The sequence below is a fragment of the Microlunatus ginsengisoli genome (assembly GCF_039537205.1).
In the GTDB taxonomy this organism is placed as follows: Bacteria; Actinomycetota; Actinomycetes; order Propionibacteriales; family Propionibacteriaceae; genus Microlunatus; species Microlunatus ginsengisoli.
On the sequence record NZ_BAABAB010000017.1, the window covers coordinates 81,980 to 101,152 of the forward strand.

The window sequence follows — 19,173 nt, forward strand, 5'->3', positions numbered from 1 at the left end:
TCGACGGGCTCAGGGCACGTTGACTTCGGGATCAGCGCTGGGCGGACTGCTTGATCCGGTTGGTCAGCTCGGTGACCTGGTTGAAGACGCTGCGCCGCTCGGCCATCAGGGTCCGGATCTTGCGGTCGGCGTGCATCACCGTGGTGTGATCGCGCCCGCCGAACTGCTGGCCGATCTTGGGCAGCGAGAGGTCGGTCAGCTCCCGGCACAGATACATGGCGATCTGCCGCGCGGTCACCAGCACGTGGGTCCGGCTCTGACCGCAGAGGTCGTCGATGGTGAGACCGAAGTAGGCGGCGGTCTGCGCCATGATCGCGGTCGAGGTGATCTGCGCCTCGCCACCCTCGGGGATCAGGTCCTTCAGCACGATCTCGGCGAGCGACAGATCCACTTGCTGCCGGTTGAGGCTGGCGAACGCGGTGACCCGGATCAGCGCGCCCTCGAGCTCGCGGATGTTGGTCTGGATCCGGCTGGCGATGAACTCCAGCACCTCCGGTCCCGCGGACAGCCGCTCCTGGGCCGCCTTCTTCCGGAGGATGGCGATCCGGGTCTCCAGGTCGGGCGGCTGGACGTCGGTGATCAGCCCCCAACCGAACCGGCTGCGCAGACGCGGCTCGAGGTTCTCCAGCAGCTTGGGCGGCCGGTCGGAGGTCATCACGATCTGTTTCTGCGCGTTGTGCAGGGTGTTGAACGTGTGGAAGAACTCTTCCTGAGTCTGTTCCTTGCCCTCCAGGAACTGGATGTCGTCGATCAGCAGCACGTCGACATCGCGATAGCGCCGGCGGAACTCCACGCCCTTGTTCTGGCTGATGGAGTTGATGAAGTCGTTGGTCAGCTCCTCGGTGGACACGTAGCGCACCCTGACCCGCTCGAAGTAGTTGCGCACGTAGTGCCCGATGGCGTGCAGCAGATGGGTCTTGCCCAGTCCGGACTCGCCGTAGATGGTGAGCGGGTTGTAGGACTTGCCCGGGTTCTCCGCGACCGCGACCGCGGCCGCGTTCGCGAACCGGTTCGAGGCGCCGATCACGAAGGTGTCGAAGGAGTACTTCGGGTTGAACCGCGGCTCGCTGTCGCGCCGGGCGCGGGCGTAGTCGTTGAGGTTCGGCGGCGCGCCCAGGTCGACCGGTTCGGCCAGCCCGCCGCCCGCGTCGGTCAGCGTGCCCTGCACCGGCTCGTGGCGGGCCGGCCCGCCGGCGGGTGTCCGGGCGCCGAGCCAGCCGAACTGCGCGTCGTTGTCGTCGGCGACCGGGTGGTGACCGTTGCGCTCCGGTGTGCGGCGGGCGTCGTCGATTTCCGTGGTCCGGAACCGGCTGCCGTCATTCGCGCCGTAGCCGGTGCCGTCGAACGGGGTGCCGTCGAATCCGGGCCGGGCGAAACCCGCGTTGCCATGATCAACACCGTCGGCCGGCGGCTCCTCCATCGGCGAGCTGCTCAGGCTCTCGTCGACGATCACCGCAAAGTGCACCGGGCGCTGGAAGAACGAGGTCAGCACCTGTTCGATCTGCTCGCGGAAGCGGCCCTCGAGCTGGTTGCGGGTGAAGGTGTTCGGCACCGCCACCATCAAGGCGTCGCGATGCATGCTGATCGGACGTCCGGTGTTGAGCCAGCGCCGCAGCTCCGGAGGTGAGGACGAGTAGACCCGGTCCCAGGCGAGGAATGTCGACTTGTCCGCAGCTTCGGGAATATCAGTCACGCGCTCTCCGGACATATCTTGGGGCCGGCCGCGGAGCGGACCCCGTGGTCGCGCCCCGTCGTGCCGAACTGGTGCAGCAGGAACCGCCTACCCTAGCGGGGTCCACAGAGTTATCCACATCGTGTGGATGGTGCCGTGGATGGCGCCGCCAGCCGGACGAATCACCGCCGGGAAGCGAGCCGGGAAACTAGGACAGAGTAGGGAAGCTAGCAATCCCGGAGGGCATCGTGCAAGGTCGCCGCCGAGATTCCTGCGGGGCGTCGGCGTGTCGCGTTGACTCGGTCTGCCGGGTCGGTCGCGACCGGCTGCGCGGCCCGTCCGGGGGCGTACGTCCGCGGCGGTTTGACCCGTTTGGCGCTGCCCCGTACCGTTAGAAGGTCGCCGTCTGTCCGGCGGCCCCTCTGTAGAGCCATCGATCGACGATTTCGGAGCTTTCCCGTGAGCAAGCGCACCTTCCAGCCGAGCAATCGGCGCCGCAGCCGTACCCACGGCTTCCGCCTTCGGATGCGCACCCGCGCTGGCCGCTCCATCATTTCTGCCCGGCGCCGCAAGGGTCGCGCCGCGCTGTCTGCCTGAGTCGTCCGCCGGCCGTGCTGCCGAGGCGGGCGAGGATGCGGAGCTCAGCCGACTTCCGCACGACGGTTCGCCGCGGGGTTCGGGTCGGTCGCCCAACCGTGGTGGTGCACGCCGACGCGGTTGACGACTCGGACGTGCTGGTCGGGCTGGTGGTGTCCAAGGCCGTCGGCAATGCGGTCACCCGTAACAGTGTGAAACGGCAGCTTCGCCACCTCGCCCGCAGTGTTCTTCCCCAGACACCGGCCGGCAGCCGGGTCGTGCTGCGAGCGCTACCACCGGCCGCGCGTTCGGCCGAGGATCTGCGTCGCGACGTCTCGGCGGCCTGGCCGAACGCGCTCGAGCGGTTGCGCCGGCGGGAGGGTTTCTCGTGAAACACGTGCTCATCTGGCTGCTCAAGGGCTATCGGCTGGTGATCAGCCCGCTGTACGGCAACGTCTGCCGCTACTACCCCAGCTGCTCGGCGTACGCCCTGCGGGCGGTCGAGGTGCACGGCGCGGCGAAGGGCACCTGGCTCGCCGCGCGCCGGCTGTTGAGCTGCCATCCGTGGGCCCTCGGCGGATACGATCCGGTGCCCGGCACTCCCGAGCACGCCGAGGAGCTCCGGCTGCAAGCGGCTCGGCACGACCACGAGCACACACACTCCGGCGGCGTCAGATCGCACCGGGCCCCTGAAGGACGAGGTGTCAAGTGATAGAGGCGTTGAGCCTGATCCCGATGAGTATCTGGGATCCGTTCATCAGCATCGGCAGCGCGATCATGGCGCCGCTGTACTGGGTGGTGTCCGGCATCCTGGTGTTCTTCCACGCCGTGTGGTCGCCGGTGTTCGGTCCGAACAGCGGCTGGACCTGGACGCTGTCGATCGTCTTCCTGACGATCTGCATCCGGGTCGCCCTGATCCCGCTGTTCGTCCGACAGATCAACTCGTCCCGGCAGATGCAGGTGCTGCAGCCCAAGGTTCGCGAGCTGCAGAAGAAGTACGCCCACGACCGGGAGAAGCTCGGCGCGGAGACGATGAAGCTGTACCGGGAGAACAAGGCGAACCCGCTCGCCTCGTGCCTTCCGCTGCTGCTGCAGATGCCGATCTTCCTGGCCCTGTTCCGGGTGCTGAACAGCGCGGCCGACGGCGTCCCCAAGGGTCACTGGCTGGTGGTCAATCCGGACCTGGTGACCTCGCTGAGCCAGGCGACCATCTTCGGCGCCCGGATTTCGGACAAGTTCCTGCCGGCGATTCCGTTCGGCAGCGTCCAGCTCGTCTGCATCGTGCTGATCATCGCGATGACGGTGACCCTGTTCATCACCCAGCTCCAGCTGATGCGGAAGAACATGCCGCCGGAGGCGCTCGAGGGGCCGTTCGCGCAGCAGCAGAAGATGATGCTCTACATCTTCCCGATCATCTTCGCGGTGGGTGGCATCAACTTCCCGGTCGGCGTGCTGATCTACTGGCTGACGTCGAACCTGTGGACGATGGGGCAGCAGTTCTACATCATCCGGCGCAATCCCGCGCCCGGCACGCCCGCCTACGAGGCCTGGGAGATCCGCCGCAAGGCGAAGGCCGAGCACCGGGCTGCTCAGCGGCCGAAGCCCGAGGACCCGGGACCGGAGCCCGGCGGCAACGGCGCGCGGCCGAAGACCCCGCTGCCGGGCGGAGACGGTGCGGCGGTCGCGCCGGCGGCCCCGAGGGTCGTCCGGCAGCAGCCACGCACCCAGTCGCGCTCGCAGCGCAAGAAGTAGCTCCGCAGGAGCAACCCAGACCAGCCGGCTACGCGGCGCGCCCGTGGCCGGACCAACCGATGCGATCCGCCCGAGTCGAGAAGACCGGCGAGTCATTCTGACGGGACGACCAGGTCCCGAGGGAGGTAGTCCCGTGAGCGAAGACGTACGTCCGGAGTCCGTCGCCGAGGCGCCGGTGTTGGGTGCCGACGAAGCCGAGCCGGGTGTCGTGGCCACCGACGTCGCCGAGGACGTCCCCGGCGAGCCGGTGCCCGGCGCCGGCTCGGGTTCGGCTGACCCCGACGCAGGCGAAGCCGAGGTGGCAGACTCCGACGAGGGTCAGAACGACGAGTCGGACGCGGACGCGAACGACGCCGATGGCAACGGCGAGGACAGCCCGCTGGATACCGAGGCCGAGATCGCGGCGGACTACCTGGAGGAGCTGCTCGACATCGCCGACCTCGACGGTGACATCGACACCTATATCGAGGGCGATCGGGCGCACGTGTCGGTCATCACCGAGTCCCGGGTGCTGGTCGGTCGCAACGGCGAGGTGCTCGATGCGCTGCAGGAACTCACCCGGCTGGCCGTGATGACCGAGACCGGCGATCGCAGCCGGCTGATGCTCGACGTCGCTGGCTATCGGGACCAGCGACGCAAGGAACTGCTCCAGCTCACGACAGACGCCGTGGCCGAGGTGAAGTCGTCCGGTGAGCGGGCGAAGCTGTCGCCGATGAATCCGTTCGAGCGCAAGATCGTGCACGACGCGGTCGCCGCTGCAGGCCTGACCAGCGAGTCGGAGGGCGAGGAGCCCAGCCGGTGCGTGGTGATCATCCCCTGACACCGCCGCGGGAGGCGGTCGACGTCTACGGGCCGGCGCTGGAATCGATCAGTCACTATGTCGACATATTGACGAGTCGTGGAATCGACTATGGTCTGATCGGTCCTCGCGAGGCGGACCGGGTCTGGGACCGTCACGTCCTCAACTCGGCCGCGCTGACCGGACTGGTGCCGACCGGGGCTCGGCTGGTCGATGTGGGCAGCGGGGCCGGATTGCCCGGCCTTCCGCTGGCGATCCTCCGCCCCGACCTCGAGGTGAGCCTGCTGGAGCCGTTGCTGCGGCGGACTCGCTTCCTCACCGAGGCGGTGGCCGAGCTGGGTCTCGCCGACCGGGTACGCGTCGTCCGCGCCCGGGCCGAGGAGCACCGCGACACCTACGAGGTGGTCACCGCCCGAGCCGTCGCTCCCCTGCCGCGACTCGTTCCGTGGTGTGCGCCGTTGCGTGAGCCCGACGGAATCGTGCTCGCGCTGAAGGGTTCGTCGGCGGCCGACGAAGTGCGCGCCGCCACCGCCGTTCTGGCCAAGGCCCGGCTGCGCGCCGAGGTCCTGGAGCTCCGGGCCCACCCCCGCGCGGAGCCGACCACAGTGGTTCGGCTGACCGCCGATCGCGGGCAGCACGCGAGGTAGCCGGCTCGAGGCGTCCAGCCCGAGCGTGACGCGTGTTCGCGCGACACTCGAGCGGAGCAATCGAGGCCCCTCCTCATGCGCGGGCAGCGGATGGGCGAGCACCGACGATGGCGCGCTGTCGACAGCACGGCTCGTCGATGACGGCTCTGGGCATAAGCAGGGCGGGGTGTCACTCTGATCACACGGGCCCCTTCCATCACTCTCGCCCCAGATGAGCGACCACGGAGGGCGGTCGCGATCACTCGACGCGGCGGGACCCGACGCCGTTCGCCGAAGGGTTGGCGGACTTTGGTCCAAGGCCCTGTACGCGAAGGCTGTTGGCGGAGGTCCGGAGCGCCGAAGCCGGGCCGCGTGGCGGCGCTGGCCTCTGCCGCGCCGACTCGGTTAGGGGGTCGGGATCGGTCGATCGGTGGTGAGCCTGCAGCGCAGGCCGGGCGCAACTCGGCCGGGGGCGACGATGCCCGCGCGCCATCGCGGAATGGTGGGTGGCACTCGATACGGTGGGATCCTCCCGATTTCGGCGATGGCAAGAAGGGTCAGTGTGAGTACGTCCGTGGACGACCGTCCGACGACAACAGCAGGTTTGGGCTGGCCAACTGCCGGTCGGTCGGCCGGGGCGCGCCTCGGCTGGCCGGGTGTTCCACGTGAAACCGCGGCGTCTTCGAGCTCTCCCGCGCCCGCACCGGCCGCTGCGCCTGACACGGCTGCCATTCCTGCGTCAACGGGCGCCGGAGTGGAGGAGCGCACTGTCGACGACCCGGTGACCGACGTCGTAGCTCCGGCCGGGGCTGAGCGGCCGGCCACCGTCAGCGAGAGTGTCGCCGACGTGCCGGCGCCCTCCGCGGGGCTCGATGTGGCGGCGCCGCAGCAGGAGCCGATCGAGCCGCAGGACGAGCCCGTCGTGCCCGTGAACCAGGGCGCCGACCTCGAACCATCGGCACCAGTCGAATCGCCCGTGCGCGGTGGCGCGGCCCCGAATACTGAGCTCGGTCCGCACCGGACCGCCGATGAGTCCGCGGCCGCCACGGCCAATCTGCCCCGACCGCCGGGCCCGCGCCGTGCCCGCTTCGACCGGGACGAGTTCGACTCTTCGCCCGACAGCCCTCAAGTTTCACGTGGAACAACATCGGTCCAGACCCGCAGCCGGTTGCCGGCACCCGAGCATGCCCGAGTGTTTGTCGTGGCCAATCAGAAGGGCGGCGTCGGAAAGACGACGACCTCGGTCAACATCGCCGCCGCGCTCGCCCTCGGCGGGCTTTCCGTCCTGGTCATCGATCTGGATCCGCAGGGCAACGCGTCGACCGCGCTCGGTGTCGAGCACCCTCCCGGCAGTCCGGGAACCTACGACGTCCTGATCGGCGGCGAGCCGCTGGAAAAGCACGTCCAGGACTCCCCCGAGGCTCCCGACCTCAAGGTGCTGCCGGCGACTATCGATCTCGCCGGCGCGGAGATCGAGCTGGTGTCGGTCGTCGCCCGGGAGAACCGGCTCCTCCGGGCGTTGCGAACCTACCTTCGCGACTACCCCACCGACTATGTCTTCCTGGACTGCCCGCCCTCGCTGGGTCTGCTCACCGTGAATGCCCTCGTCGCCGCGAACGAGATCCTGATCCCGATCCAGTGCGAGTACTACGCCCTGGAAGGTGTCTCGCAGTTGTTGCGGACGATCGAGGTCGTCAAGCAGGAGCTCAACGACGAGTTGGAGCTCACCACGGTGTTGTTGACGATGTTCGACGCTCGGACGCGGCTCGCCGCCCAGGTCGCCGAGGAGGTGCGGACCCATTTCGCCGCACAGACACTGCCGGCGGTGATTCCGCGGTCGGTCCGCATCTCGGAGGCCCCCAGCTATGGCCAGACCGTCTTGACCTATCACCCGGATTCGGCCGGCGCCGTTTCCTATCTCGAAGCGGCGACGGAGATCGCTCGCCGGGGCGCGAAGGAGAAGTCATGAGCACCTATACGGAACGTCGCGGGCTCGGTCGCGGACTCGGTGAGCTGTTCCAGCGGACCGAGGCCATTGCTCCCGCGGATTCTGACGAGCGGGAGCGTCCGAGCCGGCCCGAGCCGGCCGCCGACATTGCGGCCATGCCGGTGCTCGAAGGTTCCTACTTCGCCGAGCTGTCGATCTCCGCGATCACGCCGAACCCACGCCAGCCACGGACGGTCTTCGACGAGGACGCGCTCGCCGAGCTGGTCGATTCGATCGGCGAGGTGGGCCTGCTGCAACCGATCGTGGTCCGGCCACTGGAAAACGATCGGTTCGAACTCGTGATGGGCGAGCGGCGCTGGCGGGCGGCGACCGCCGCGGGCCTGGAAAAGATCCCGGCGATCGTACGGCGAACCGAAGACCACGAGCTGCTGCGAGATGCGCTGCTGGAGAATCTGCACCGGGCGCAGCTGAATCCGCTGGAGGAGGCTGCCGCCTACCAGCAAATGCTCGAGGACTTCGGTTGCACCCAGGACGAGCTGTCGACCCGGATCAAGCGCTCTCGACCTCAGATTTCGAACACTATCCGGTTGCTGAGGCTTCCCGCCTCGGTCCAGCGACGCGTCGCGGCAGGTGTGCTGAGCGCGGGCCACGCCAGGGCGCTGCTCGGACTGCCTGATCCGCTGGCGCAGGAGCGATTGGCTCAGCGCATCGTCGCAGAGGGCCTGTCCGTGCGCGCAGTGGAGGAGATCGTGGCGCTGGGGGAGCCCGGTGTCGAGGCCGCGCCGCGGCGGAGAACGCCGCGTGCGGTGAATGAACGGGCCGCGGAGTTGGCGGTGGTGCTCTCGGACCACTTCGACACCCGGGTCAAGGTGGACCAGGGTCGCAGCAAGGGCAAGATCACGATCGAGTTCGCCACTGCGGAGGATCTGGAGAGGATCATCGGCGCGATGCGGATTGATCGATCTGTCGATATGTCGACATAGATATTCGACGATTCAACGACAAGACAACAGATCAGTACCGCTATAAACCGATGAATGGGCACATCGATCTGTGGGCAAGACGCTAGACCGATGAAGACATTGATCGAGCCGGCGAGCCAGCCGGTTCCCCGTGAAACATCCGGGCCGATCCCGGGGCCTCCGGTGGCGCTGAGCGTGCCCTGACCAGGGGTTTTGCGCAGCTGTCAGGTCGCCCGGCACCGAAAGGGCGCGCGTTTTCGGGGAGCGCCGGAGTCGCGCCCGGAATTGCACGCTCGCGAGCGAGCATCGAATGTGGAGTGGCCGCGTCCAGTTCGGTCAGGATTCGGACGCACCCGGCACACGTGGCAGTGGAACGTGCGCTGGCGACCGCACCGGTGGCCGGGTTCGGCTGGAACTGAGCTCGGGGAGTTTTGCCCCGGAAGTCGAGTGGCTGGTGAGTCGCCCTCGGAAGCTGAGGCCGGCGAGTCGTGCCTGGGCGGGCTGAGTCTGGGCGGGCTGAGTCTGGGCGAACTGAGACCGGGCAAGTTGAGACCGCGCGGACGGATCCGGTTCAGCGGCGGCCGGCCGGTGGGCCGCGTGGTTCAGTCGGTCACAGGCTGGGCTTCGGCCGCACTCGCGTCCGCCGAGCGGGGAGCGGCGTGCACCCGGGCCGCCTCGGGCGGAAGCGAGGGCTGCTCGGCGTAGTCCGGGAAGGCTGCCAGCTTCGCGCGGACGTCCTTGGTGGCGGACCGCTCCGCCACGAACGACAGGAACGGGATGGTTCCGGCGAGCGCGATCAGCAGAAGCCGCTTCCAGCTCCACCGGGCGCGGCGGCCCAGGTCGAAGGCCGTGATCAGCAGGATCATGTAGAGCCAGCCGTGCGGGATGCCGGTCCACATCACCACGGTCTCGTTCCCGCCGAGGTACTTCAGCGGAACACCCACGCAGACCAGGACGATGAGCAGGGTTCCGACGATGTAGGCCATGATCCGATAGCGAAGCAATGCGGCGCGCACGGGAGCGAGCCTACGTCGTTTTGCTGGGCTCCTCCGCCGTCGCCCCGCCCTCGGTCGGCACGACCCCGGCCGCGTCGAGCTCCGCGGCGAGCTCGAGGTCGCGACCCCGGTCGAGGTCGCGCGCGATCCGCACGGCCAGGACGATCGCGAAACCGGCGAACAGCCACCACTGCAGGGCGTACGCACCGTTGCGCAGCCGGCCGGGCTCGGCGGGCAGGTCGAGTGGTGCCGGCTGGAGCCGCTGCGCGCGCGCGTCGTCCGCCGACAGGTTGACATAACCTTCGACCAGCTGGCCCGGCCAGGTCTGGGCGAGCAGCGGGACGCTGATCGAGCTTCCGGCGGGGTCGCCGGCCTCGGAGGGCAGCAGCACGCCGGTCTGGGCGACCCTGCCGGCCGGCGGCCGGGGGGCGGCGCCGGTAGTCGTACCGCGGATGACGGCCAGCAGCCGACCGTCGTCCAGCCGGATGCCGCCGACGACCCGGCGGACCGGCGATGCGTCGGTCGGGGTGGTGAACTCCAGCGCCGGATCGTACGTGCCCGCGAACGACACCGTGCGCCCGTAACCGTCGGTGATCTTCACCGCCGGCGGTGCCACCGAACTCAGCGCGACGGGCGGCGCGGCCGCGCGCGCCTGGGCCGAGTCGGCCCCGGTGGAGCGGTAGACCCCCATCTGCCAGAGGCCGAGCGCCACCATGATGCTGGCGATCACCAGGCCGGCGAGCACGAGCAGGACCTGCTGCAGGCGAACCATGACCGGGGAGATCAGGTGCCCTGGCCGGCCGCGACCCGGCGGCTGCCCCGAGCGGCGGCGGCGCGGACCAGGTCGGCGCACATCTTGCCCAGGCTCCAGCCGGCGGCCTCGATCGCCAGCGGCACCGACGACGTCTCGGTCATCCCCGGGGCGACGTTCACCTCGAGGAAGGTGGGTACGCCGTCGGGGTCGACGATGAGATCGGTCCGGGACAGGTCCGAGAGGCCGAAGACGTCGTGCACCCGCAGTGCCGTCTCCGCGCAGCGCTCGGCGATCTCGGTAGGCAGCTCGGCCGGACAGATGAAGCGGGTCTCGCCGGCGGTGTAGCGCGCCGTGTAGTCGTACACCCCCGAGTCCGGCCGGATCTCCACCACCGGCAGCGCCTTCGGGCCGGTGCCCCGATCGACCACCGCGACCGTCACCTCGGTGCCGGTGACGAACCGCTCCACCACCGCCACCTGACCGTAGGCGAACGCCCCGACCATGGCGGCGGGCAGCTCCTCGGGCCGGCTCACCTTGCTGGCACCCAGCGCCGAGCCCCCGCGCGAGGGCTTCACCATCATCGGGAAACCGAGCTGGTCACCGAGCGCACTGACCAGCGCCTGAGCCCCCAGCTCGCGGAAGATCTCGTGCGGCAGCGCGACCTGGGCGGGCGTGTCGATGCCGGCCTCGGCGGCAACGGTGGTCGCGATCGACTTGTCGAAGGCCACCCGCGATGCCGGCCCCGCCGACCCGACGAACGGGACGCCGAGCAGATCCAGCACCTCCCGGAGCGAGCCGTCCTCGCCGGCCTCGCCGTGCAGCAGCGGGAAGACCACCAGGTTCGAGGCGCCGGCCAGCCGGGCGACCAGGCTGGAGTCGACGTCGGCCTCGATCACGTCGAGGCCGCGCGAGCGGAGCGCCTGGCCGACCCGCCGACCCGACCGGAGCGAGACGTCACGCTCGTGCGAGAGGCCGCCGGCCAGGACGAGGATGGTCGGGTCGGTGGAGTCGAGATCGCTCATCCGGGCATGGTTCCTGTTCAGCTCATGTCGGCGCCGGGCGCCTCGTAGGGGTGGATGACACGGTCGCGCCCGTCGCCGAGGGCGGTCATCCCGAACGTCTCGTTGACCGACGCCTCGTAGGCCAGCACCTCGCCGAGCCGGCGCGTCCCCTCCAGGATGCGGGCCGGCGTCGGGAAGCAGTAGGACAGCCGCATGAACCGGGTGCCGAAGCCGTCGCTGAAGAATGCCGTGCCGGGGACGTACGCCACCCGTGCGGTGACCGCCCGGGGCAGCATGGCCTGCGCGTCGAGGCCCGGCGGCAGCTGCAGCCAGACGAAGAAGCCGCCCTTCGGCTCCGTCCAGGTGGACCCGGCCGGCATGTGCTCGGTCAACCCGGTGATCATCGCGTCCCGGCGCTCCCGGTACATCTCGCGGAACACCTTGATCTGGCCGCGCCAGTCGTGGCCGGCCAGGTAGGCCGACACCGCGAACTGGGAGAACACCGGCGGACACAAGGTGGCCGACTCCTGGGCCAACACCAGCTTCTCCCGGACCGCGTGCGGCGCGAGCGCCCAGCCCACCCGGAAGCCGGGCGCGAACGTCTTGGAGAACGAGCCCAGGTAGACCACCCGGTCGGCGTCCAACGAGCGCATGGCCGGCGTCGGGTCGCCGTCGAAGCCGAGCAGGCCGTACGGGTTGTCCTCGACCACCAGCAGGTCCGCCTGCTCCGCGACCCGGAGGATCTCGATCCTGCGTTCCAGCGTCTGCGTGACCCCGGCCGGATTGTGGAAGTTCGGGATCGTGTAGAGGAACTTCGCGGTCCGGCCCGTGCGCCGGACCGCCTCGATCGCCTCGGCCAGGGCGACCGGATCGAGCCCCTGCTCGTCCATCGCGACGTGGACGACCTGGGTCTGGTAGGCGCGAAAGACACCCAGCGCGCCGACATAGCTCGGCGCCTCGCACAGCACCACGTCGCCGGGATCACAGAAGATCCGGGTGACCAGGTCCAGGGCCTGCTGCGAGCCGACTGTGACGGTGACGTCGTCGGGATGCGCCGAGATGCCCTCCAGTCGCATCACCTCACAGATCTGCTCCCGGATCGCGGGCTCGCCCTGCCCGGAGCCGTACTGCATGGCCTGCCGGCCGTGCTCGACCACCAGCTCGTTCAGGACCGAGCCGACGACGTCCAGCGGCAGATCGGTGATGTTCGGCATGCCGCCGGCCAGCGAGACCACCTCGGGTCGGTTGGCGACGGCGAAGAGAGCTCGGATGGCCGACGCGGTCATTCCGTGGGTCCGCGCGGCATAGCGGTCCACGTAGTTGTCCAGCCGGGTGTCCGTCCGACGGAGACGGTCCGGCGCGGGCAGACGGCCGGGCGAACCCGAATCCGTCGTCGGCGGCTCCGAAACACTCACGGATGCAGCGTATTCGCTCCGAGCGCGACGCGACGGCGCGGCGAGGTCACCACGATCGCCCATTGGGCCGGACGGGTCCACCTCCTACGATGTGGTCATGACGCAGTCCGGGGCACGGCGGAAGGTGGTGCGCTGGACGCTGTGGCTGAGTGCCGGAGTAGTGCTCGGTCTGATCGTCGGGTTCGCGGTCGGGCTGGGCCGGCCTCGCCCGCAGACACCGCGGATCAGGACCGTCTGATGCCGTCCCGCCGCTTTCGGCCGTTGCGGGTGGCCGACATCCCCAATCTTCCCGAACCCTGCGCCCGCTGTGCCTTCTGGGAGACCAGCCTGAGCGACCTGGCCTATCCGGCCGACCATCGCGAGGGTTCCCGGGTGAAGCTGGAGTGGGCCGAGGCGGTGACCTCTCGCTGGGGCTACTGCGGTGCCATCGCCCTCAACGACGGCGAGCCGATCGGCTTCCTGACCATGGCTCCGTCCGGCCTGGTGCCGCGGGTCGGCGGTTTCTCGACCTCGCCGATGAGCGCCGACGCGGCCGTGCTGATGTCGGTTCAGGTGCTGGATCCGTGGCGGGGCAGGGGCATCGGCCGGCAGCTCGTCGGCTCGGCCGCCTCGCTGCTCGTCCGGCGCGACATCCGAGCGCTGGAGGCGATCGGCACCAACCGGGACGGCCCGTCGTGCATGATCCCGACCACGTTTCTCGAGGCGGTCGGGTTCCAGGTCGTCCGCCAGCACCCGGTCACGCCGCGGCTGCGGATGGACCTGCAGAGCACCCAACGCTGGATCCCTGATCTCGGTGCCGCTTGGAACCGGCTGACCGAGCTCGTTGTCCAGCCGGGCTCGCCGGAGCCGGCCTCGTACGTCCGGCGCGACCGCGGCTGAGGGACGGTCCGGCCGCCGCCGGCGTCCGTCCGGCGGTTCCCGCGCTGGTCCGCCCGCACCCCGCCGGGCAGACTGTCGCCATGAGCTCCGACGATCCCCTTCGCCGGGTCACGCTGACCCGCACCGGACCGCTGACGTTTCGTGCCACCACCGAGTCGGGTGCGACCATCGAGATGGGTCCCGGCGGCGGTGACCTGTTCAGCCCGGTCGAGCTGCTGCTGGCCGCGATCGCCGGGTGCACCGGGATGGACGTCGACGCCATCACCCGCAAGCGGGCCGAGCCGGACCGGCTGGACCTGGTCGCCGAGGGACGCAAGGTCCGCGACGCCGACGGAAACCACCTGACCGATCTGGCCGTCGACTTCTCGGTGTCGTTCCCGGCGGGGGAGGGTGGGGACGCCGCCCGGTCGGTGCTGCCGACGGCGATCCGGCGCTCGCACGATCGGCTCTGCACGGTCAGTCGCACGGTCGAGCTGGCGTCGCCGGTCGCGACCCGGCTCGACGGGGCGGCACTCGGCGATCCGGGGCAGGTGGACTGAGCCGATGCCGACCGCGCTGCCGACCCCGCCGCACCTGGCCGAGCTCGAGCTGACGTATGCCACGCCCGACCGGCTGCACGAGTTCATGGCGGCGGTCGCCCGCGGCTTCCATGGCGAGTGGGACCCGAAGCTGTGGGGTCCGCACGCCGCGGTGATCGAGCCGGAGCGGTGCTTCGGGTTCGCCGTGGACGGGCGCTGGGTGTCCACCTGCGGGGCCTATAGCCGGCAGCTGAGCGTGCCGGGCGGTGTGGTGCCGACCGCCGCGGTGACGATCGTGACGGTCCAGCCGTCGTATCGCCGGCGCGGCCTGCTGACCGCGATGATGACGCATCAGCTGGAACAGATCGCCGCCCGCGGGGTCGAGCCGGTCGCCCTGCTGTGGGCGTCGGAGACCCTGATCTACGGCCGGTACGGGTACGGTCACGCGGCGCCGCGCGCGAAGCTGACCGGGCAGACCAGGTCCACCGGATTCCTGCCGTCGGTCCTGCCGGGGGAGGGCTCGGTCGGCGAGCTGGAGCGGGCGGAGGCGATCCCGGCCATGAAGCGGCTGCACGCCCGGATGCTGCCGGGCCGTCCGGGCGCCCTCGACCGGTCCGAGGGCTGGTGGGAGATCGGCCTGTACGACCCCGAGCAATGGCGCGGCGGCTGGAAGGGCTACCGCTTCGCGCTGCACTACGGCGCGAAGGGCGCCCCGGACGGATACGTCGTGTTCCGGGTCAAGGAGGGGATGGAGGTCACCGGGCCGACCGGCGAGGTGGAGATCGTCGAGCTGGACGCGGCCGATCCCGGGGCGCACGCCGCTCTGTGGCGGTTCGTGCTCGACCTCGACCTGGTCCGGACCTACCGCTACGACCTGGCCTCGGTCGGCGAGCCGTTGCGCTACCTGGTGGCGGACCAGCGCGCTGTATCCACCCAGATCGTCGACGGCACCTTCGCCCGGCTGGTCGACGTCCGTCGGGCGCTGGCGGAGCGGGCGTACGGCGCCGAGGTGGACCTGGTGCTCGGCGTCACCGACCGGCTGCTGCCGCACAACGACGGCCCGATCCGGCTGCAGACCTCGGGTTCCGGCGGTCAGGTCGGCCGGGCCCGGCGCAAACCGGATCTGACCGTGGACGTACGCGAGCTCGGAGCGATCTATCTCGGCGGTGTCTCGCTGAACGACCTACACCGGGCCGGGCTGGTGCAGGAGCGGCGCAAGGGTGCGGTGGCGGCGGCCGCGTCGGCGTTCGGCTGGACCCGGCCGCCGCTCACCCCTGACCACTTCTGACGCGGGGCCCGCGGCGTACCGCGGGCATTTCTGATGCGGGCCCGGCCCGCACCCCACCCCGCGCGTCCAGCCGCGACTTCGCGCACTGACGAGGGTGAGCGAAGTCGCCTTGCGGTGAGCGAGGTCGTCCTCCGGTGGGCGAAGTGCGGTGGGGTCTAGTGGCGGCCGGCCGGTGGGTGTGGCCGGCCGGTCAGTTGGAGCCGTCCGGTCAGTTGGAGCCGTCCGGCCGGGCGCAGCTGCCGCCGTCGCCGCACCAGGCACGCACCTCGTCGACCGGCCCGGGTCCTGGGCCCACCCGTCAGCCCACCTCGCGCGTCCAACCGCGACTTCGCTCGCCGGCGAGGGTGAGCGAAGTCGCGCTGCGGTGAGCGAAGTGCTCGCCTACAGGTACTCCTCGATCGCGCCCAGCAGGACGGACTTGGACTTCGCTCCCTTGAACGCCTTGACCAGCTCGCCGTCGACGTACAGCTGGATGGTCGGCAGGCCCAGCACGTGGTTGTTTGCCGGGGTGACGGGGTTGGTGTTGGTGTCCATCTTGACGAAGGTGACCTTGTCCCCGTGGGTCCGGGACAGCTCCTCGATGATCGGCGCGACCTGCTTGCACGGCCCGCACCAGTCGGCCCAGAAGTCGACCATCACCGGCTTCTCGGACTTGAGCACCACCTGCTCGAAGGTGTCGTCGGTGACCTCGTTGACTGCCATGGTGTTTCTCCTGATCCGCCCGGGTGCCGGGCTGGGGTGAGTCGTAGACGCTGCGTCGATGATCGGCGCGGGCTCGGACAGTTTCGGCTCAGCGGCCGGCGGCGGCGAGGGCCGCCTCGTGCTCGCCGGTCTGCAGCGCGACCCCGTCGTCGAGGTCGGCCAGATAGCGCTCCGCGTCCAGCGCGGCCGAGCAACCGGTGCCGGCGGCGGTGATGGCCTGCCGGTAGGTGTGGTCCACCAGGTCGCCGCAGGCGAACACGCCGGGCAGGTTGGTCCGGGTGCTCTTGCCGTCGGTCAGGACGTATCCCGCGGCGTCCAGCTCGACCTGCCCGACGACCAGCTCGGAGCGGGGCTCGTGCCCGATCGCGATGAACAGGCCCTTGACCTCCAGGTCCCGGGTCTCCCCGGTCTTGGTGTCGCGCAGGGTGACCCCGGACAGCGACTTGTCGCCGTGGATGGCGTCGACGGCGGAGTCCCAGGCGAAGGCGATCTTCGGGTCGTTGTGCGCCCGGTTGGCCATGATCTTGCTGGCCCGCAGCTCGTCGCGGCGGTGGATCATCGTCACCGAGTCGGCGAACCGGGTGAGGAACGTCGCCTCCTCGACGGCGGAGTCGCCGCCGCCGACCACAGCGATGTCCTTGCCCTTGAAGAAGAAGCCGTCACAGGTGGCACACCAGGAGACGCCGTGGCCGGACAGCCGGTCCTCCTCGTCCAAGCCCAGCTTGCGGTAGCCCGAGCCCATCGCCAGGATCACCGACCGCGCCGCGTACACGGTGCCCTCGGAGTCGGTGACGGTCTTGACCGGTCCGGTCAGGTCCATCGCGGTCACGTCGTCGGTGATCAGCTCGGCGCCGAACCGTTCGGCCTGGCCGCGCAGGTTGTCCATCAGCTCGGGGCCCTGGATGCCCTCGGGGAAGCCGGGGAAGTTCTCCACCTCGGTGGTGTTCATCAAGGCGCCACCCGCGGTGATCGAGCCCTCGAAGACGAGCGGCTTCAACGCGGCCCGCGCGGCATAGATCGCCGCGGTGTAGCCGGCCGGGCCGCTGCCGACGATGATGACGTCGCGCACCGCGGGGGTGTTCGTGCTGGCAGGGGCTGTGCTCATGCGGATCCTCTTCGTACGTTCGCTGCGCCGCTTGTCGCGGCAGCTTACCTGGGCGAAACGGCCTGGGCCGGCCCGCTATTCCGCGTCTCACCGGCCCGCGCCGCGAGTGTCAGCGGGAGAGCTTGCTGGTCGCGGTGACCCGGGGCGAGCCGTCGTCGCAGCCCTCGATCACGGCGACCTGCTGTCCCGCGGGGGTGCGGACGTAGGCGAGCAGCGCCGGCGATCCGTCCAGGGTGACCGAGGCGAGCCCGGTGATCCGGCCGTCGGTCACCTTCCGGGCACACGACCAGGCGCGGGAGAAGCGGTGGGCGTCGATGTCACCGCTGGCCTCCAGCGAGCCGGCCTGCTGGCGCAGATCCCCGCTGCTCAGCGCGGCGGCACCGTCGGGGGGCTCGTTCAGGCCGGCCCGGGCGCTGAGCACGTAGCCGCCGAAGCCGACCGCGGTCGCCACCGTCGCCGCCAGCAGGACCCAGCCGGCGGCGTGGCCGCGCTGGTGCCGCAGCGGGCGGGGCGGCTCCAGGTGCGGCCGCGGAGTCCAGGCGACCACCTGCGCGCCGTCCGCCCCGTCCCGCGACCCGCCGGCAGCGGCCTCCCGGCGCGACTGCTCCTGCGCCAGCACCGCGTCGAGCCGGGCGGCCACCGCCGGTGGCATGGCCGGGGCCGGCTGCGCGGCCAGGGTGGTCGTCACCGACGCCAGCAGTCCGGCGGTGTCGGCACACAGGGCGCAGCCGGCCAGGTGATTGCGGACCTGGTCGGCGCGCGCCGGCGCGAGGAGGCCCTCGGCCGCATCGGCCAGCTCCTCGACGCTGATGTGGTCAGACACCCTGCAATCCTTCGACGTACCGGCCCGGCGACAGGCCGGACCCGGCCCCGGACCGGCGGGGGCCACGGATTGGACGTGCCGACCGGCCCATCCGGTTCCCGGCCGATCGGGATTGGGCCGATCGGGATTGGGCCGATCGGGGTCGGACCGGTACGGGTCGGCCCGGCGCGGATCCGCTCGGGGGGAACGGGGCCGCCGATCGGCATCGCGCCGCCGGGCCGGGGTCAGGACGCATCGGCGATCAACCCCCGGTTGCGGAGCAGCTCGAGCATCCGCTGCGAGCCCTTGTCGAGCTCCGCGTGCGGAGCGTATGTCCGGAGCCAGCTGAACAGCGTCACGTGCCCGTCCCGCAGCCACGCGGTCGGCACCAGATAGCGCTCGGTCCGGCCGTCCGGTAGCTCCACCAGCAGCCGGTAGGAGGGTGTCCGGGCGGTCACCACCTGACGGACCGCCCGCACCCGGTCGCCGTCCACCGGCACCAAGGCGCGCCGGTGCCGTAGCACCAGGGCGCCGTCGTCGCCCACCATCAGATAGGACCGGGCCCGGCGCGCCAGCACGAGCACGAACAGCGCCCAGAGCACGAGCACCACCAGCGCGGCCACGATCCAGCCACCAGCCTGGCCGCGGACCAGCACTCCGAGACAGCCGATCGCACCCAGGGTGGCGATCATCGCCGGCGTACGCCAGTTGTAGGAAAGCTCCAGCGGGTGGGCCATCAGCCTCCTCCCTTCCCGGTGACCGAGGCACCACCGGTCGTGCCGGGGTCGCCGGCGTCGTCGGCCGGATCGTGCAGCGGCCTGAGCAACGGCAACAGCCTGGCCCGACCCCGCGCGCACCGGCTCTTCACCGTGCCGACCGCGCAGCCGAGCAGCTGGGCCGCTTCCTCCACGGAGTACCCCTCCATGTCGACCAACACCAGCGCCGCCCGCTGATCCGGGTTGAGCGTAGCCAGCGCGGCGGCCACCATGTTCTGCTGCTCCTTCTCCTCGATCGGGTCGACCGTGGCCGCGGCGGCGAGCTCGGCCGCGCGGTCCTCCTCTTGCGGGAGTGCCTCGCTGGGCCGGCTGCGGGCACGGCGCAGCCGATCCAGGCAGGCGTTCACCACGATCCGGTGCAGCCAGGTCGTCACCGCGGCCTCGCCGCGGAACGTGTCCGCCCGCCGGAAGGCGGCGACGTACGCGTCCTGCAGGGCGTCGGCAGCGTCCTCGGGGTTGCGCATGGTGCGCAGCGCGACGGCCCAGAGCCGGTCCCGGTGCCGGCCGACCAGGGTCGCGAATGCCTCCGGGTCGCCGGCCACGTGGGCCGCGAGCAGCGCTGCGTCGTCCGGCCCGGCGGGTGAGGTCACGCGAGCGACTCCC

The 19,173-nt window shown here is 70.5% G+C and carries 22 protein-coding genes; 12 read left to right on the forward strand and 10 right to left on the reverse strand.

What is annotated here, in order from left to right:
• Positions 1 to 31 precede the first annotated feature (31 nt).
• On the reverse strand, positions 32 to 1,693 hold the full coding sequence (gene dnaA / locus ABD747_RS12890) for a chromosomal replication initiator protein DnaA (protein WP_344805094.1): 1,662 nt from the start codon (positions 1,691 to 1,693) through the stop codon (positions 32 to 34).
• A 438-nt stretch (positions 1,694 to 2,131) separates the two neighbouring features.
• Between dnaA and rpmH the strand changes: the two genes are divergently transcribed.
• From rpmH to ABD747_RS12930, 8 genes are all read left to right on the forward strand, one after another.
• Positions 2,132 to 2,269, forward strand: coding sequence for a 50S ribosomal protein L34 (gene rpmH, locus ABD747_RS12895; RefSeq protein ID WP_344805096.1), 138 nt, complete (start codon positions 2,132 to 2,134; stop codon positions 2,267 to 2,269).
• 14 nt (positions 2,270 to 2,283) lie between these two features.
• On the forward strand, positions 2,284 to 2,640 hold the full coding sequence (rnpA, locus tag ABD747_RS12900; RefSeq protein ID WP_344805098.1) for a ribonuclease P protein component: 357 nt from the start codon (positions 2,284 to 2,286) through the stop codon (positions 2,638 to 2,640).
• Complete coding sequence (gene yidD, locus ABD747_RS12905; RefSeq protein WP_425562521.1) at positions 2,637 to 2,960, forward strand: membrane protein insertion efficiency factor YidD; 324 nt, start codon at positions 2,637 to 2,639, stop codon at positions 2,958 to 2,960. The genes rnpA and yidD overlap by 4 nt, the downstream gene beginning before the upstream one ends.
• Before the next feature lie 23 nt (positions 2,961 to 2,983).
• Positions 2,984 to 4,000: a membrane protein insertase YidC gene (yidC, locus tag ABD747_RS12910; protein ID WP_344805100.1), complete on the forward strand. Its 1,017-nt coding sequence runs from the start codon at positions 2,984 to 2,986 to the stop codon at positions 3,998 to 4,000.
• A 247-nt stretch (positions 4,001 to 4,247) separates the two neighbouring features.
• Positions 4,248 to 4,820: a Jag family protein gene (locus ABD747_RS12915; protein WP_425562526.1), complete on the forward strand. Its 573-nt coding sequence runs from the start codon at positions 4,248 to 4,250 to the stop codon at positions 4,818 to 4,820.
• Entirely contained in the window at positions 4,799 to 5,446 is a 648-nt protein-coding gene (rsmG, locus tag ABD747_RS12920) for a 16S rRNA (guanine(527)-N(7))-methyltransferase RsmG (protein WP_425562522.1), read from the forward strand. The genes ABD747_RS12915 and rsmG overlap by 22 nt, the downstream gene beginning before the upstream one ends.
• Positions 5,447 to 6,479: 1,033 nt before the next feature.
• Entirely contained in the window at positions 6,480 to 7,394 is a 915-nt protein-coding gene (locus tag ABD747_RS12925; RefSeq protein WP_344805383.1) for a ParA family protein, read from the forward strand.
• Positions 7,391 to 8,356, forward strand: a complete 966-nt coding sequence (locus ABD747_RS12930) for a ParB/RepB/Spo0J family partition protein (RefSeq protein ID WP_344805102.1) — start codon at positions 7,391 to 7,393, stop codon at positions 8,354 to 8,356. The genes ABD747_RS12925 and ABD747_RS12930 overlap by 4 nt, the downstream gene beginning before the upstream one ends.
• Positions 8,357 to 8,937: 581 nt before the next feature.
• Here the strand turns inward: ABD747_RS12930 and ABD747_RS12935 are convergent.
• The 4 genes from ABD747_RS12935 to ABD747_RS12950 are packed head-to-tail and all read right to left on the reverse strand — an operon-like array spanning position 8,938 to position 12,452.
• Positions 8,938 to 9,351 (reverse strand): DUF3817 domain-containing protein, encoded by a 414-nt coding sequence (locus ABD747_RS12935; RefSeq protein WP_425562523.1) that lies wholly within the window; start codon positions 9,349 to 9,351, stop codon positions 8,938 to 8,940.
• A gap of 10 nt (positions 9,352 to 9,361) precedes the next feature.
• On the reverse strand, positions 9,362 to 10,102 hold the full coding sequence (locus ABD747_RS12940) for an SURF1 family protein (RefSeq protein ID WP_344805104.1): 741 nt from the start codon (positions 10,100 to 10,102) through the stop codon (positions 9,362 to 9,364).
• 11 nt (positions 10,103 to 10,113) lie between these two features.
• Positions 10,114 to 11,106: a D-alanine--D-alanine ligase family protein gene (locus tag ABD747_RS12945; RefSeq protein ID WP_344805106.1), complete on the reverse strand. Its 993-nt coding sequence runs from the start codon at positions 11,104 to 11,106 to the stop codon at positions 10,114 to 10,116.
• Positions 11,107 to 11,123: 17 nt separating this feature from the next.
• Positions 11,124 to 12,452 (reverse strand): aminotransferase-like domain-containing protein, encoded by a 1,329-nt coding sequence (locus ABD747_RS12950; RefSeq protein WP_344805385.1) that lies wholly within the window; start codon positions 12,450 to 12,452, stop codon positions 11,124 to 11,126.
• 145 nt (positions 12,453 to 12,597) lie between these two features.
• Here ABD747_RS12950 and ABD747_RS12955 point away from each other — a divergent pair, with 145 nt between their 5' ends.
• From ABD747_RS12955 to ABD747_RS12970, 4 genes are all read left to right on the forward strand, one after another.
• Positions 12,598 to 12,738 (forward strand): hypothetical protein, encoded by a 141-nt coding sequence (locus ABD747_RS12955; RefSeq protein ID WP_344805108.1) that lies wholly within the window; start codon positions 12,598 to 12,600, stop codon positions 12,736 to 12,738.
• Positions 12,738 to 13,379 carry a GNAT family N-acetyltransferase gene (locus ABD747_RS12960; RefSeq protein WP_344805110.1) on the forward strand — a complete coding sequence of 214 codons (642 nt, stop codon included), beginning with the start codon at positions 12,738 to 12,740 and terminating at the stop codon, positions 13,377 to 13,379. The genes ABD747_RS12955 and ABD747_RS12960 overlap by 1 nt, the downstream gene beginning before the upstream one ends.
• 80 nt (positions 13,380 to 13,459) lie before the next feature.
• Entirely contained in the window at positions 13,460 to 13,918 is a 459-nt protein-coding gene (locus tag ABD747_RS12965) for an OsmC family protein (RefSeq protein ID WP_344805112.1), read from the forward strand.
• 4 nt (positions 13,919 to 13,922) lie between these two features.
• Complete coding sequence (locus tag ABD747_RS12970) at positions 13,923 to 15,185, forward strand: GNAT family N-acetyltransferase (protein WP_344805114.1); 1,263 nt, start codon at positions 13,923 to 13,925, stop codon at positions 15,183 to 15,185.
• Between the two features lie 381 nt (positions 15,186 to 15,566).
• On the opposite strand, the gene trxA is transcribed toward ABD747_RS12970, so the two are convergent.
• The 5 genes from trxA to sigM form a co-directional block, all read right to left on the reverse strand.
• A complete protein-coding gene (gene trxA, locus ABD747_RS12975; protein ID WP_344805116.1) occupies positions 15,567 to 15,887 on the reverse strand; it encodes a thioredoxin in 321 nt (106 codons plus the stop codon).
• A gap of 88 nt (positions 15,888 to 15,975) precedes the next feature.
• Complete coding sequence (gene trxB / locus ABD747_RS12980) at positions 15,976 to 16,992, reverse strand: thioredoxin-disulfide reductase (RefSeq protein WP_344805118.1); 1,017 nt, start codon at positions 16,990 to 16,992, stop codon at positions 15,976 to 15,978.
• Between the two features lie 109 nt (positions 16,993 to 17,101).
• Positions 17,102 to 17,815 (reverse strand): hypothetical protein, encoded by a 714-nt coding sequence (locus ABD747_RS12985; protein WP_344805120.1) that lies wholly within the window; start codon positions 17,813 to 17,815, stop codon positions 17,102 to 17,104.
• A 224-nt stretch (positions 17,816 to 18,039) separates the two neighbouring features.
• Positions 18,040 to 18,531, reverse strand: a complete 492-nt coding sequence (locus ABD747_RS12990; RefSeq protein ID WP_344805122.1) for a hypothetical protein — start codon at positions 18,529 to 18,531, stop codon at positions 18,040 to 18,042.
• Positions 18,531 to 19,160, reverse strand: coding sequence for an RNA polymerase sigma factor SigM (gene sigM, locus ABD747_RS12995; protein WP_344805124.1), 630 nt, complete (start codon positions 19,158 to 19,160; stop codon positions 18,531 to 18,533). The genes ABD747_RS12990 and sigM overlap by 1 nt, the downstream gene beginning before the upstream one ends.
• Between the last annotated feature and the right edge of the window lie 13 nt (positions 19,161 to 19,173).

What these genes read in the sequence shown, in the direction of transcription:
- yidC (WP_344805100.1), top strand. Translation starts at nt 2,984, where the DNA reads ATGAGTATCTGGGATCCGTTCATCAGCATCGGCAGCGCGATCATGGCG.
- ABD747_RS12930 (WP_344805102.1), top strand. Translation starts at nt 7,391, where the DNA reads ATGAGCACCTATACGGAACGTCGCGGGCTCGGTCGCGGACTCGGTGAG.
- ABD747_RS12940 (WP_344805104.1), bottom strand. Translation starts at nt 10,102, where the DNA reads ATGGTTCGCCTGCAGCAGGTCCTGCTCGTGCTCGCCGGCCTGGTGATC.
- ABD747_RS12945 (WP_344805106.1), bottom strand. Translation starts at nt 11,106, where the DNA reads ATGAGCGATCTCGACTCCACCGACCCGACCATCCTCGTCCTGGCCGGC.
- ABD747_RS12955 (WP_344805108.1), top strand. Translation starts at nt 12,598, where the DNA reads ATGACGCAGTCCGGGGCACGGCGGAAGGTGGTGCGCTGGACGCTGTGG.
- ABD747_RS12960 (WP_344805110.1), top strand. Translation starts at nt 12,738, where the DNA reads ATGCCGTCCCGCCGCTTTCGGCCGTTGCGGGTGGCCGACATCCCCAAT.
- ABD747_RS12965 (WP_344805112.1), top strand. Translation starts at nt 13,460, where the DNA reads ATGAGCTCCGACGATCCCCTTCGCCGGGTCACGCTGACCCGCACCGGA.
- ABD747_RS12970 (WP_344805114.1), top strand. Translation starts at nt 13,923, where the DNA reads ATGCCGACCGCGCTGCCGACCCCGCCGCACCTGGCCGAGCTCGAGCTG.
- trxA (WP_344805116.1), bottom strand. Translation starts at nt 15,887, where the DNA reads ATGGCAGTCAACGAGGTCACCGACGACACCTTCGAGCAGGTGGTGCTC.
- trxB (WP_344805118.1), bottom strand. Translation starts at nt 16,992, where the DNA reads ATGAGCACAGCCCCTGCCAGCACGAACACCCCCGCGGTGCGCGACGTC.
- ABD747_RS12990 (WP_344805122.1), bottom strand. Translation starts at nt 18,531, where the DNA reads ATGGCCCACCCGCTGGAGCTTTCCTACAACTGGCGTACGCCGGCGATG.